This window comes from Aureibaculum algae (genome assembly GCF_006065315.1).
Taxonomy (GTDB): Bacteria; Bacteroidota; Bacteroidia; order Flavobacteriales; family Flavobacteriaceae; genus Aureibaculum; species Aureibaculum algae.
The window spans coordinates 3,132,507-3,147,232 of sequence record NZ_CP040749.1 but is presented as its reverse complement, the minus strand read 5'-3'; the positions used below and the strand labels follow the sequence as shown (position 1 = coordinate 3,147,232).

At 31.0% G+C, this 14,726-nt stretch carries 10 protein-coding genes; 6 read left to right on the top strand and 4 right to left on the bottom strand.

The annotated features are described in order from the left end of the window. The first annotated feature begins 3 nt into the window (after positions 1-3). Positions 4-792: a polyphosphate kinase 2 gene (gene ppk2 / locus FF125_RS13135; protein WP_138950194.1), complete on the top strand. Its 789-nt coding sequence runs from the start codon at positions 4-6 to the stop codon at positions 790-792. A 53-nt stretch (positions 793-845) separates the two neighbouring features. On the opposite strand, the gene FF125_RS13130 is transcribed toward ppk2, so the two are convergent. Next, entirely contained in the window at positions 846-3,272 is a 2,427-nt protein-coding gene (locus FF125_RS13130) for a GumC family protein (protein ID WP_138950193.1), read from the bottom strand. 21 nt (positions 3,273-3,293) lie between these two features. Next, positions 3,294-4,091 carry a polysaccharide biosynthesis/export family protein gene (locus tag FF125_RS13125; protein WP_138950192.1) on the bottom strand — a complete coding sequence of 266 codons (798 nt, stop codon included), beginning with the start codon at positions 4,089-4,091 and terminating at the stop codon, positions 3,294-3,296. A 455-nt stretch (positions 4,092-4,546) separates the two neighbouring features. Between FF125_RS13125 and nagB the strand changes: the two genes are divergently transcribed. Then, on the top strand, positions 4,547-6,457 hold the full coding sequence (nagB, locus tag FF125_RS13120) for a glucosamine-6-phosphate deaminase (protein ID WP_138950191.1): 1,911 nt from the start codon (positions 4,547-4,549) through the stop codon (positions 6,455-6,457). On the opposite strand, the gene FF125_RS13115 is transcribed toward nagB, so the two are convergent. Then, positions 6,458-7,159, bottom strand: a complete 702-nt coding sequence (locus tag FF125_RS13115; protein ID WP_138950190.1) for a LytR/AlgR family response regulator transcription factor — start codon at positions 7,157-7,159, stop codon at positions 6,458-6,460. Then, positions 7,159-7,992, bottom strand: a complete 834-nt coding sequence (locus FF125_RS13110; protein ID WP_317129633.1) for a sensor histidine kinase — start codon at positions 7,990-7,992, stop codon at positions 7,159-7,161. The genes FF125_RS13115 and FF125_RS13110 overlap by 1 nt, the downstream gene beginning before the upstream one ends. Positions 7,993-8,373: 381 nt before the next feature. Here FF125_RS13110 and FF125_RS13105 point away from each other — a divergent pair, with 381 nt between their 5' ends. The 4 genes from FF125_RS13105 (at position 8,374) to FF125_RS13090 (ending at position 14,723) form a co-directional block, all read left to right on the top strand. Then, positions 8,374-10,626 carry a GH92 family glycosyl hydrolase gene (locus FF125_RS13105; RefSeq protein WP_138950188.1) on the top strand — a complete coding sequence of 751 codons (2,253 nt, stop codon included), beginning with the start codon at positions 8,374-8,376 and terminating at the stop codon, positions 10,624-10,626. After that, entirely contained in the window at positions 10,626-12,503 is a 1,878-nt protein-coding gene (locus tag FF125_RS13100; RefSeq protein ID WP_138950187.1) for a sodium:solute symporter family protein, read from the top strand. The genes FF125_RS13105 and FF125_RS13100 overlap by 1 nt, the downstream gene beginning before the upstream one ends. 75 nt (positions 12,504-12,578) lie before the next feature. After that, on the top strand, positions 12,579-13,568 hold the full coding sequence (locus FF125_RS13095; RefSeq protein WP_250629581.1) for a glycoside hydrolase family 130 protein: 990 nt from the start codon (positions 12,579-12,581) through the stop codon (positions 13,566-13,568). Between the two features lie 84 nt (positions 13,569-13,652). Beyond that, positions 13,653-14,723 (top strand): carbohydrate-binding family 9-like protein, encoded by a 1,071-nt coding sequence (locus tag FF125_RS13090; RefSeq protein ID WP_138950186.1) that lies wholly within the window; start codon positions 13,653-13,655, stop codon positions 14,721-14,723. The last annotated feature ends 3 nt before the right edge of the window (positions 14,724-14,726 follow it).

Genomic DNA, 14,726 nt, shown 5'->3' with positions numbered 1-14,726 from the left:
TTTATGGAGAAATATAATTTAAAAGATTTAGACGTTAAAAAATTAAATACAAATAAAGGATTATTAGCGATTTTGGCTAAAGAACCTTACAATTTATCAAAGGCACTACGGTTTATTAATTATGAAAAAAAATTAAAAAAGCTGCAGGTAGAGTTGGTAAAACTGCAAACTTGGGCAATTCAAAATAACGAGCGTATTATTGTTGTATTTGAAGGAAGAGATGCTGCGGGTAAAGGTGGAGCTATTCGTAGAATTACAGAACGGATTAACCCTAGACATATTAAAATTGTAGCCTTACCTAAGCCTACTGAGGAAGAAAAAACGGAGTGGTATTTTCAGCGATATGTGAATCAGTTTCCTAGAGCAGGGCAAATGGTTTTTTTTGATAGAAGCTGGTATAATAGGGCAGTAGTTGAACCGGTAAATGGTTTTTGCACAGATAAACAGTATGATATATTCATGAATCAAGTTAATGATTTTGAACGTATGATAACAGAATCAGGTATTATCTTGGTGAAAATATACATGTCTATCTCTAAATCGGAACAGGCTGAACGTTTTGAGGATATTAAAACTGACCCACTTAAACATTGGAAAATGACGGCAGTAGATGAAAAGGCTCAAGACCTTTGGGATGTATATACCAAATATAAAAAATTAATGTTCGAAAATACTCAGAAAGGTGGTATTCCTTTTAAAGTTATTAAAGCAAATAGAAAAACTATAGCTAGGGTTAATGCTATTGAGTATATTTTATCGGCAATACCTTATGATAAAAATTTAAAAATATAATTACTTCAAAACAAAAAAAAGTCTAGAAATAATTTCTAGCCTTTTTTTTTGTTTTATGATTTTCCAAATTGCCACCACTTCTTTTGAGAATTTTCAAAAGCCGTTCCGTAACCGTAACCATACCCATAACCATAAGTTTTCTTTTGGTCAACTCCATTGAGTAATAGAGCCATATTAGGTAATCTTTGCTCTTTATATAAAAAGTTAACATATTTCAACATTCTTTTATCAACAAAGTTTGCCCTGATTACATATATAAAGGCATCAGCAAATTTGGATAATAATAAGGTGTCTGTTACCATGCTAAATGCGGCAGTATCCACAATAACATATTCATAATTTTCCTTAGCAAAATCAAATAATTCTTTTATTCGTGCATTCATTAATAATTCCGCAGGATTAGGAGCTAAATCTCCTGATGTGATTATATCAAGATAGTCATTTTCAGGAGCCGAGACAACTAGATCCGCAGGGTTAATATCTGAATTAATAATATAATTTGTAACTCCCTGTTTACTTCTTACACCCAAATATGGTTCAATTTTAGGTGCTCTAATATCTAACCCAAGAATTATCGTTTTCTTATTCGCATGGGAAAGAGCTGTGGCTAAATTTGTAGATACTAAAGATTTTCCTTCATGAGCAATTGAAGATGTTACAAAAATAACTTTTCCGTCGTTACTCTCGGAAGTTTTTGGAAGTATAAAACTAATATTAGTTCGTAAAATCCTAAATGCTTCTGCAACTCCTGAATGATCCTCTTTCTTAATTAAATATCTTGATTTTTTTCCATCTAACTTTGGAATGTCTGCGATAATTGGAATACTTAACACTCTTTCAATATCTTCTCTAGTATGTATTTTAGAATCTAATATGTCTCTCAAATAAATAATAGAAAATGGAATTAATAAGCCAATAAGAATAGCAAATATAAATGCCATTTTCTTTTTAGGAGCAACTCTGTTTGGATTACTCTCTGCTTTATCAATTATTTTGGCATTGGGATCTGCAACTCCTAAAGTAATAGCGGTTTCTTCTCTCTTTTGAAGTAGATACAAATAAAGAGCTTCTTTGGTTTGCTGTTTACGCGTAACATCCCTAATTTGGGTTTCTTGCTGAGGAGCCCCGTAAATTCGACCTTGTGCAATATTGTATTGCTGGCTATATGCATCGTATGCAATTTTGGTTGAAGCCTCTGCATTTTGTAATCCTTTGTTAATTGTCGTTTCTAAAGATTTAAGTTGATCATCCAGGGCAACAACAATTGGATTTTTTTCAGTTGAACCTCCTTTTAGTCTCGTTTGCTTTGCAATTAAAAGTTCATTATACTTAGCTACACTATTTGCTACATTGGCATCTGCAATACCCACACTAGGTATCATTTCATTTTTACCTTTTGTAGCAACGATTTCTTTTACTTGTTTTATTTGATTTAATTGTGTAGCTGTTTGGTTTTTTTCTTGCTCTATTTGTTTGGCCGCTTGCATATTTAATCCTGCACTAGAAGCTACAGATGATGCACCATACTTAGACTTGACATTTTCAACATTCTCGTCAACATCCGCCAACTCTTCTGAAATTTTCTTTAACCTTTCACTAACAAACTCAGAAGTGTTTTGTGATAATTCTTCCTTTAGACGTATTGCTCTTAGATTATATCTATGTACCAATTCATCTAAAAAATTTTCCGCTTTCTTTTTATGACTATCTGTTACTGTTAAACTTAAAACATTTGAAAACTCAGCTTTTGGCTCAATTGCTAATCCATCAAGATAAGCATTGGTCATGTCAGCAACAGGAGTTATACTAACTAATATGTTTTCCCCAATAAGATTTGCTTTTTTAAAGTCAACATTGGGAAGTATAATTAAATCACCAAAATTCGTAGTTAATTTTTCACCAAATGATTGCGTTTTAACTATTGATTCGTCTAGTGTTGCGAAAGTGTATTGGTTGTCAGAATTTATTTTTATTAAAAATTGAGCACTAGTTGTGTATAAAGCTGTGTCACTAATAAAAAAGTTTAAATCAATTGGTGGGTTATCGTAATTTTCTATTTCGTAAAATTCCGTATTAAAACCAATGTTGTTGTCTAAAAATTCGCTCAAACTATTTTTATTCGTAAAAAATTGAATATTTAATTTAAGCGTTGTAATAACTTCAGAAATTAATGTTTTAGATTTTAATACTTCAATTTCATCATCAATATTATCATTAGAGTTACTCATTATTCCCATATCTTGAAAAGCTGATAATGCAGATTTATCACCGTTCTTTTCATTTTTAATCTTTATAGTAGATACAGCCTCGTAACTCGATCTTTTAAAATTTAAATTGTAGAAAGTATAAAGTAATGAGATTAAAATTGCTATCGCAAACCATTTCCAATTTCTTAAATACTTTTCAATTTGCTCTCTAAGATCCAGGCTATTTTCATTTCCGTCATCTTTATCGATACCTTTGACTTTTTCAAATTCCATTTATAAAAAATATTAATTATATTATTTGGTTATACTAACAACAATTGCTGCAGCAGTTAATAAAATGGAAATTGCACTTAAAGTAGTACCAGTACTTGGTCCTATTGTAGCTCCTCTTACCACAGAATTATTAGGTGTTACATAAATAACATCATTTTGAGTTAAATAATACATCGGTGAATTAAAAATTTCTTCAGAAGTTAAGTTGATGCGGTTATAGGTTTTTTTATTACCTTCTTCTCTAACGACTAAGACATTGTGTCTTTCGGCTTGAATTGTTAAGTCACCTGCCATTGCCAATGCTTCTAATATTGTTATTCTATCATTTTGAATTGTATATACACCAGGGTTTCTCACTTCTCCTAAAACCGAAATTTTAAAATTGACATTTCTAATAATGACGATAGCATCTGTCAAATACTCCTTTAACATATCCTTTATCATGGCTGTAGCCTGGATTCTATTTAATCCAGCTAATTTTAGTGTCCCAAGTACTGGAAAATCTATATTTCCATTAGAATCTACTAAATAACTTTGCAGTATGGCTCTACCCATGCCACCTTCATTATCATTGTAAGTAACAGAAGATAAATTAAAAGGCCTAACACCTTGTACATCCAAAGATGAAACAGTAATTGTTAATGCATCATCAGGTTTTATAATAGGACTGTAGTTCTCTATTGGTTTACTAATTGCAGCTAAATCTACATCTTGAAAATATACGATGTCTTGTCTACTGCCACAAGAATAGGTTAATATAGCTAAACTAACTGCTAAAATACTTTTTTTAAGAATTGGTAATTTTATCTTTTTCGTCATTATTATTGATTTTTTGCAAAAATAAGAGTTATTTTTATTTTTTTTTATGATTAATTAACGTTATTTATCAACATATTATTATTTATTAAATATATTAATTCTGAGAACCTTATAGCGATAAACTAGTATTAATTATCATTTTTATTTTCTTCATGCTGATCTAAAAAGGGAATCACTCGGCAAACATAAGTCTTTTTTAAATATTTTTTCGTAAATCTTGTTACCATATTTAGGTAACTGAAAAAAATAGATAACTATTATTATAACTTTCCTATTTATTTATAACTCTTTTCCAATCATTTCAATGTCTACATAAAAATTGAAGTTGCATTTAGTTTTTATGAATAGCAAATCATATATTTATTTAATCTATTATTAAGTGCAGTTGGTCGAATTTTAATGTCGAATTAATATAATATTTTTAAATTTATCGATTAATTATAATAAATCTCCCGATGTCAAAACAATCAATCCTTCACCAAGCAGCTGGTAAATTTGAAGAAACACGATTTGAAAAAATTCATAATGTAATTTTCGAAAGCTCTAATGATGCTTCAATATTAGTAGCAAATGAAATAGCCGACTTAATAAAAAGCAAACAGTCTCTAAATGAGAAATGTGTCTTGGGTTTAGCAACGGGTTCTTCTCCAATTAAAGTATATGACGAACTGGTTAGAATGCATATTGAAGAGGGGTTAAGTTTTAAAAATGTAATTACTTTTAACTTGGATGAGTATTATCCAATGGAAAAAGAAAATATACAAAGCTATTATTATTTCATGCATGATCACCTCTTTGATCATATAGACATACTTCCTGAAAATATAAATATTCCAGATGGAACCATAGATACAGATATTTACGATTACTGTACGTCTTACGATAAAAAAATAGAAAAAGTTGGAGGTTTAGACTTTCAGTTGTTAGGGATAGGAAGAACTGGACATGTTGGTTTTAATGAGCCAGGTTCTCATTATAATTCAGGTACACGCACAATTACATTGGATTATGTAACTCGTGCAGATGCTGCACCTTCTTTTTTGGGCATTGATAAAGTTCCCAGAAAAGCAATTACAATGGGCATTGCAACAATAAGAAAAGCCAAGAGAATAGTTTTGTTAGCTTGGGGTATAAATAAGGCTGGTGTGGTGAAAAAAGCAATTGAAGGGGAAATTTCTTCACAAGTTCCTGCAACTTACTTGCAATCACATAATAATACAACTTTCGTAATAGATACTGATGCTTCTTCGGAATTAACAAGAGTTAAAACACCATGGTTGGTTACTGCGTTGAGTTGGAATGATCATCTGAAAAGAAAAGCTGTCGTTTGGCTTAGTGAGTTGTTAGGTAAATCCATTTTAAAACTAACGGATAAGGATTATAATGATAATGGTATGTCAAATTTATTAGTTGAAGAAGGCACTGCTTATGATTTAAATATAAAAATGTTTAATGTTTTACAACATGGTATTACCGGGTGGCCTGGAGGTAAGCCGAATGCTGATGACACCAATAGACCTGAAAGAGCAAATCCACCTAAAAAAAGGGTTATTATTTTTAGTCCACATCCAGATGATGATGTTATTTCCATGGGAGGTACCTTTGATAGATTAGTTGAGCAAGGGCATGAGGTGCATGTTGCTTATCAAACTTCAGGAAATTTTGCCGTTGCGGATACTGAGGCTTTAAAATTTGCTGAGGTTTGTAAATTTATGTCTAAATCAAGTAGTGATGTTGAAGCGGTTATAAATAATATAAAAAATAAGGAAAAAAATAGTATTGACACGTTAGATGTTAGAAAGCTGAAAGGAATGATACGGCGAGGTGAATCTATAGCTGCAACAAGGTATCTAAAAGTGCCTGACGAAAACGTTCATTTTTTAGATCTTCCTTTTTATGAAACTGGTACAGTTAAAAAGGGGAAGCTTACCGATGCTGATATTAATATCATTAGTAAGTTAATAGAAGATGTAAAGCCACATCAAATATATGCTGCAGGAGATTTAGCAGATCCACACGGAACACACAAAGTATGTTTAGATGCCCTTTTTATGTCAATCGAAGAGCTGAAGTCTCAGAAATTTATGGATGATTGTTGGGTGTGGTTATATAGAGGTGCATGGCACGAATGGGAAACTCATGAAATTGAAATGGCAGTGCCTTTAAGCCCAGATCAAGTATTGAAAAAAAGGACCGCAATATTTTATCATCAATCTCAAAAAGATGGTGCTATGTTTCAAGGTGATGATTCAAGGGAGTTTTGGGTAAGAGTAGAGGATAGAAATAAACTAACAGCTCAAAAATATAACAATCTTGGATTAGCTGATTATGCAGCCATTGAAGCTTTTAAACGATATATATTTTAGTTATATATTTAAAATTTTACTTTTAACTTCATCTATATAAGTACGACCAATTGTGTATCTAATACCAGCAATTTCGAGACTGTTTCCTTCTACGGTGTCAACTTTGTCAATTGCTATGGTATAAGATCTATGTATTCGAATAAAATTGTCTGATGGTAATTGATCTGTAAAACTACTTAAAGTCTGATGTATAATATATCTATTTGTTTCTGTGGTAATTTTTAAATAATCTTTAAGACTTTCAATTATTAAAAGTTCATCTAAATATATTTTTTTTAATTTCTTTTTGTCTATTTTAATAAAAATATAAGGTCTTTCTTGAATTAAATTATTTGAATTTTTGTCGCTAAAAATTTTAAAAACCTTATTCATAGCCTTTAAAAATCTTGGAAAAGAAATGGGTTTAACTAAGTAGTCTAAAACATCTAACTCGAACGACTCCACGGCATACTCTTCATAAGCACTAGTTATTATTATTTCAGGTTTAGTTTCTAAGCTCTTTATAAAGCTTAAACCATCTAGTAAGGGCATATTAATATCTAAAAAAATAAGATCAACCCTATTGTTTTTTAAAAAGTTTAATGCATCAACGGCATTATTAAAAGTATTAACTAATGTTACATCATTAACCTGTAATAAATAATTTTTAATAACATTTACAGCTAAGGGTTCATCGTCAATAATTAAACATTTAACATTCATTATACTTTAATTTTTAATTTAACTGTGAATAGATTCTGATCATTTTCAATTTTTAAATCATATTGATCTTTTTTATATCCTAAAGCCAATCTTTTTTTTACATTCTTTAATCCTATACCTCCTGTTGTATTTAGGCGTTGTTCGTATTCAGAATCTGCTGGAGATGGATTTGTAATGGTAAAGTAAAGGAAATCTTCTTTAATATTAAAATCAATATCAATATTAACTTTACCAATGTTTTTATTGGCCCCATGTTTAAATGCATTTTCAACAAATGAGAGTAATAGGATAGGGGCAATTTTTTTGCCTGAAATATCTCCACTAATATCCATATTTACTTCTAAATCTTCTCCATGTCTTATTTTTTCCAATTCTAAATAATTCTGGAGACAAATTATTTCTTTTGATAAACTCTGTCTTTTACGCTTTGTTTCATATAGCAAGTAACGCATTAATTCAGATAGTTTTAAAATGATTTTTGGAGTTTTATCTGATTTTTCTATAGACAAAGAATAGATGTTATTTAACGTGTTGAAAAAGAAATGAGGAGAAACTTGAGTTTTTAAAAACAATAATTCTGTTTCCATTTGCAACTTTTCTAAATCAGTAAGCCTTTTGTGTTCTTTTAACCAATCTGCAGTGATTTTAATAGCGGTAATAAAAGTAATGACATACAGTTCGCCAATCATCATATCTACAACATAATCAACTGTCAAAGTGCTTGTTACTTCAGGTCCTTCGGGCCATACATTTGTGTTTAATAAGTAATATGTAAGATTAAATTTAATAGTAACCATTATAAATATGGCGGTCAATAGGGCGATTATGTACATCAAATATTTTTTTTGAAATACTAAAAAGGGCATTAAAACATAAACGTTTAAATAGGACAAAGTGATGTGAATTGGAAAACCTAATAAATTTGAACGTAAAGAATAAATATAATCACCATAATAACTACCCCAGCGTAATGTGTTTATGGTAAAATATATTAGCCAAAAAATTAGGTGATATTTCCAAGTAATTTTTGTGTAGTAGTATAATTTTGAGTTGTTGTTAAAGTTGAACAAATGTATTATTTTAGTGATTTTTGATGTTTATCCTATTAACTATGTTATCCGTCTAATATTATTTTTGATACCGATAGATTTCTACATATTTATGGTTTAAATAAAAACTATCTTTTTAAAAAGATAAATATAGTTAAAATACCTATGAAACATTTTAAAATAATATTATTATTCTTAATGGTTTTTGCCTTTTTTTCATGCAACAATGAAAAAGATATAAAAAAAACAAAATCAGAACTATTGACGTCTTATGTAGACCCATTTATAGGTACTGGAGGTCATGGTCATACATACCCAGGGGCTACTGCTCCTTTTGGAATGGTACAACCAAGTCCTGATAATGGTACTCTTGGCTGGGATTGGTGTTCTGGCTATCATATTACAGATACTATTATTTCTGGGTTTAGCCAGTTGCATTTAAGTGGAACGGGTATAGGAGATTTAGTAGATGTTTTATTAATGCCTACAAATAAAGAAGTTGATCTTAGTATGTTCGGTAAGAAAAAGGATAGTTTACCTTATAAAAGTAGTTTTTCGCATGATAATGAAATGGCATCGCCAGGTTATTATAGTGTAAGGTTAAATGATCCGAAAATAAAAGTAGAATTAACGGCCAATGACTATGTTGCATTTCATAAATATACTTTTGAAAATAAAATAACACCATCATTTATTATTGATTTGGGGTTTGCTATAAATTGGGATAAACCAACATCAAGTAGTGTTTCATTAGCTGACAATACTAGGATTACAGGTACGCGATTCAGTACAGGGTGGGCAAAGAACCAAAAGGTATTTTTTGTTATAGAAACCTCAGAGCCCATTAAAGCTTCAAAATTTGTAAAAGATGGAGTTATTTTGTCAGATGTGAATTCTTCTGAAGGTATTAAAACGGGTGGTCAATTCTTTTTCGATAAGTCTGTAAATGAAGTAGAAATAAAAATAGCCTTGTCTTCGGTTAGTTTAACTAATGCGATAGAAAATCTTGAGAAAAAAGGTAGTGCTATTGATTTTGATAAAGCAAAAGTTCAAATTGGAGAAATATGGAATAAAGCTTTATCAAAAATTCAAATAAAAACGGAAAGAGATAGCTTGAAAACTATTTTTTATAGTGCTTTATATCATACCCAAGTTGCTCCAGTTTTATATAGTGATGTTAATGGTGATTTTAGATTGCAAAATGATAGTATTGCTAAAGCTTCGAGTTATAAGGCGTATTCAACATTGTCTTTATGGGATGTGTTTAGAGCAGAAACACCTTTGTTATCTATTATTGATACGCAGACATTAAATGATATGATTCAATCTATGTTGGCCTATTATGATGTTAATGGAGCATTACCAGTGTGGGTGTTATCTGGTAATGAAACAGGTACAATGCCTGGTTATCATTCCATTTCAGTAATTTCAGATGCCTATTTAAAAGGTATAAGAAATTATGATGTAGATAAAGCTTATGAAGCCATGAAGAAAACGATGATGAGCGATGCCAATGGCTTGAATTATTACAAAAAGTATGGTTACATACCATTTGATAAGTTAGATCAATCGGTTTCAATTTCTTTGAATTACGCATATAATGATTATTGTGTTGCACAAATAGCAAAGGATTTAGGTAAAGATGATGATTATAATTATTTTCTTAATCGCTCAAAAGCTTATAAGAATTTTTATGATAGTAAATCAGGTTTTTTAAGAGGGAAGTCTTCTAATAAAGTTGATTTCCATGAACCTTTTGATCCCAAAATGTCTAACCACATAAAAGATACAGATTATACGGAAGGTAATGCGTGGCAACATAGTTGGAATGTAATGCATGATGCGGAAGGTCTAATTGAATTACACGGTGGTAATGATGCTTTTGCTAAGATGACAGACCAGTTATTTGTTGAAAGTTCTGAACTAGTTGGTCATAATGTTTCAGCCGATATTACAGGTTTAATAGGACAATATGCACATGGTAATGAACCGAGTCATCATATAGCTTATATGTTTAATAAGGCTAAACAGCCATGGCGAACACAGTATTGGGTTCGTAAAATTTTAGACACGCAATATAGCACATTGCCTAATGGGTTAAGTGGAAACGAAGATGCGGGACAAATGTCAGCTTGGTATGTAATGAGTTCCTTAGGCATCTATCCAATGAATCCAGCGTCTGGGCAATATGAAATAGGTAGTCCTGTTTTTGATGAAGCTATTATAAAAACTTCAAATAATACGGAATTCAAAATCGTCGCCGTAAATAATTCAGATAAAAATTTTTATATAAAGTCTGCCAAATTAAATGATAAGGAATTGAACAGAACCTACATAACGCACAAAGAATTGGTGGCTGGTGGAATATTGGAATTGGAAATGAGTGCTGAACCTAATAAAAACTGGCCAAAAAACTAATGGATATAATTGATATAAGTATTATAATTGCCTATGTCTTACTAACATTATTTGTTGGTATTTGGGTTTCTAAAAAGGCCTCAAAAGGACTAGAATCTTATTTTTTAGGAGGAAATAATATCAAATGGTATTTTCTTGGATTAAGTAATGGTTCGGGAATGTTTGATGTTTCTGGTACAGCATGGATGGTGGGTATTTTATTTCTTTATGGAGTAAAAAGCTTTATGTTTATGTGGCTTTGGCCTATATGGAATCAGATTTTTGTAATGATGTTTCTTGCCGTTTGGATTAGACGGTCTAATATTATGACTGGTTCTGAATGGATATTAACCAGGTTTGGAGATGATAAGCCTGGTAGAGCATCTCATCTAATAGTGGCCATCTTTGCCGTTGTTGCTGCCGTAGGTTTTATAGCCTATTTCTTTGAAGGTGTTGGTAAATTCATGACGGTTATTTTACCTTGGGATATGTCCTTGCAATTTGGTGATACTGTTTTATTTAATTCTGAGCAATCCTATGCTTTAATGATAATTATCCTAACGACAATTTACACGATAAAAGGAGGAATGTTTTCCGTTGTTGCAACTGAAGTGTTACAGTATGGAATTATGGTAATTGCTGGAATATTGGTGGCAGGATATGCATTTTTTGCTTTTAGTGATGTTGAAATTTCTAATGTGATTACTGATGAGTGGAGGAATGTGTTTTTTAATTGGGAACTTGATACCCAATGGGGTGCACAATTTCAGAAGTTTAATGATTTAATTGATACTGAAGGTTATAAAATGTTTGGTGCTTTAATAGGTATGAGTCTTTTTAAAGGGTTCTTTGCAAGTATTGCCGGTCCTGTGCCTAGTTTTGATATGCAACGAATACTTTCTACGAAATCAGTTAAAGAAGCGGCTTACATGAGCGGTTTTACAAATTTAATTCTATTTATACCGAGATATTTGTTAATTGCAGGAATTGTTGTTATAGCTCTAGTTGTGTTAGCCCCAGAGATGGCTGCCAATCCAAACCTAACTGGTGTAGATTTAGAGGTGATACTTCCTAAAGTTATCAATTTCCATGTGCCTGTCGGAATAAAAGGATTGTTATTAGCAGGATTGTTAGCGGCATTTATGTCTACCTTTTCAGCATTTGTTAATGCAGGTCCAGCCTATATCGTAAATGATATTTATAAAAAATATTTTAGACCCGAGGCAACGCCTAAACATTATATAAAAGCTAGTCATATAGCTTCTTTCGCAGTAGTTGGTTTGGGTGTTTTTATGGGCTTTTTTGCTGATTCTATCAATTCCTTAACCTTGTGGATTACAAGTGCCTTATTTGGGGGTTATGTAGCTGCTAATTTTTTAAAATGGATTTGGTGGCGATTTAATGGTTGGGGGTATTTCTGGGGAATGTTGTCTGGTTTAATCGTGGCGAGTTTTCAGTTTTTTATGGATCAAAACAAGGATAATTTTTCAGAAGGTTCAATTTTATACGAATTATCGCATGTTCATGCTATTTATTTATTTCCAATAATATTTGGTGTTTCCTTGCTAGGGTCATTCTTAGGTACTTTTTTAAGTAAACCAACAGAAATGAAAGTGTTGAAAGCATTTTATAAAAATGTGCGACCTTGGGGATGGTGGAAACCGGTATTAACTGAATTGAAAAAGGATGATGAAACTATAGAAAAGAATAATCATTTTAGCTTAGATATGCTGAATGTTCTAATTGGTATTATCTGGCAATCGAGTATGATTGTTTTACCAATTTATTTTATGATAAGAGATTATCAAAATACTTTAATAGCTTTAGTCATATTTGTGATTACTTCTATAATATTAAAATATACTTGGTTAGATAAAGTAAGGAAAATAAAAGATTAAATTGTCGTAAAGTCACGATACCTTCAGTCTCTTTGAAAGAATTGAAATTAATAAATAAAATATAATAAAACAACATTGAAAACAAAAACACAACATAAAAATCAGGTAATTCCATGGCAAGATCAGCCAGAGGGAAACAATGATATCATTTGGAGATATACAGAAAATCCAATTATTAATAGATATGACATTCCAAGTTCAAACAGTATTTTTAACAGTGCTGTAGTACCTTTTGAAGGTGGTTATGCAGGCGTGTTTAGATGCGATAACAAGGCCGTTCAAATGAATATTTTCGCAGGGTTCAGTAAAGATGGAATTCATTGGGATATTAATCATGAACCTATAATTATGCAAGCTGGAAATACTCAGATGATTGAATCTGCCTATAAATATGATCCTAGGGTCGTTTTTATAGAAGATAGGTACTGGATTACTTGGTGTAATGGCTATCATGGTCCAACCATTGGTATTGGTTATACATTTGATTTTAAAGAGTTTTTTCAATGTGAAAATGCATTTTTACCTTTCAATAGAAATGGGGTTTTATTTCCGGAAAAAATAAATGGTAAGTATGCTATGTTAAGTCGCCCAAGTGACAATGGACATACACCTTTTGGTGATATATATATAAGCTATAGCCCAGATATGAAATATTGGGGAGAACATAGAGTAGTAATGAAAGCTACGCCTTTTGAAGAAAGTGCTTGGCAATGCACTAAAATTGGAGCTGGACCAATACCTATTTTAACAGATGATGGTTGGTTAATGATTTACCATGGAGTTATCAATACCTGTAATGGTTTTAGATACGCTATGGGTACTGCTATTTTAGATAAGGACAATCCTGATAAGGTAAAATATAGAACTAGAGATTATTTATTAGGCCCTGCTGTTGATTATGAAATGGTAGGTGATGTTCCTAATGTGGTTTTTCCTTGTGCAGCTTTACATGATTTTGAACAAGATAAATTAGCAATTTATTATGGTGCTGCAGATACAGCAGTTGCATTGGCGTTTGGAAAATTGAGTAATGTTTTAGAGTTTACCAAACAGAATAGTTTATAGTCAAAGATTTGATTAAGTGTTCTTAAATTAATCAACTTTTTATTTGACACATCTTTTGTCAATTAAAAATAATAATAACTCAACATGAAATATATAGTAAAATTAACATTTGTATTTAGTGTTTTTACTTCTTTAATTGCTTGTGCTCAATTAAAAGAGAATCTTCCTCGTACTCATATTGCCTATAAGGCCACAGAAGAAATTTCAATTGATGGTTTCGCAAATGAAGACGCTTGGCAAAATGTACCTTGGTCAGAGAATTTTATTGATATTGAAGGTGTTAAAAATCCATTATATAGGACAAATGTTAAAATGTTATGGGATGAACATTTCTATTACATTTTAGCAAAAATAGAGGAGCCACATGTATGGGCAAATCTTAAACAGCGAGATACTATTATTTTTTATAACAATGATTTTGAGGTTTTTATAGATCCAGATGGAGATTCACATAATTATTTTGAAATAGAAGTTAATGCTTTAAATACCGTTTGGGAATTATTTGTGGCCAAACCTTATAGAGAATCAGGGGAACAAATACTTAATGATTGGAATATTACGGGGTTAAAAACAGCAGTTCATGTTGATGGAACTTTAAATAACCCCAATGATACGGACAAAGGATGGACTGTTGAGATTGCCATTCCATGGAAAACATTTAGAAAGACTTATTTTGAAAATAATGTTCCGCGAGATAAGTTTTGGAGAGTGAATTTTTCTCGTGTCAATTGGGATTATGATTTGGTAAATGGTAAATATGATCGAAAAAAAGGGGAAAACGAAAAGTATTTACCTGAATATAATTGGGTTTGGTCTTCTATGGGAGTTATCAATATGCATGAACCTGAAAAATGGGGATATGTTTATTTCTCAACAAAAAAAGCAGGAGAAAAAGATACATTTAGTATTCCAGATGACGAAAAAATTAAATGGAAACTCTTTGAATTGTATCGAAATCAAAAAGCGTATTATTATAAAAATAAGAAGTTTTCAACATCATTAGATGAAGTAGGTTTTTCAAATATTACAATTAAGAATTCGAATATTAAATTGATTATGGATAATCATTCAACGGGCTTCAATATAAGTGCAAAAAGCCCTTTTACTGGAAAAACAATTATTATAAAAGAAGATGGTAAACTTTTAGTAAAGTAAAAT

Bases quoted from the DNA above. Each gene is read 5' to 3' on its own strand.
- FF125_RS13110 (WP_317129633.1), bottom strand. From the start codon at position 7,992: ATGTACATAATCGCCCTATTGACCGCCATATTTATAATGGTTACTATT.
- nagB (WP_138950191.1), top strand. From the start codon at position 4,547: ATGTCAAAACAATCAATCCTTCACCAAGCAGCTGGTAAATTTGAAGAA.
- FF125_RS13105 (WP_138950188.1), top strand. From the start codon at position 8,374: ATGAAACATTTTAAAATAATATTATTATTCTTAATGGTTTTTGCCTTT.
- ppk2 (WP_138950194.1), top strand. From the start codon at position 4: ATGGAGAAATATAATTTAAAAGATTTAGACGTTAAAAAATTAAATACA.
- FF125_RS13115 (WP_138950190.1), bottom strand. From the start codon at position 7,159: ATGAATGTTAAATGTTTAATTATTGACGATGAACCCTTAGCTGTAAAT.
- FF125_RS13125 (WP_138950192.1), bottom strand. From the start codon at position 4,091: ATGACGAAAAAGATAAAATTACCAATTCTTAAAAAAAGTATTTTAGCA.
- FF125_RS13100 (WP_138950187.1), top strand. From the start codon at position 10,626: ATGGATATAATTGATATAAGTATTATAATTGCCTATGTCTTACTAACA.
- FF125_RS13130 (WP_138950193.1), bottom strand. From the start codon at position 3,272: ATGGAATTTGAAAAAGTCAAAGGTATCGATAAAGATGACGGAAATGAA.
- FF125_RS13090 (WP_138950186.1), top strand. From the start codon at position 13,653: ATGAAATATATAGTAAAATTAACATTTGTATTTAGTGTTTTTACTTCT.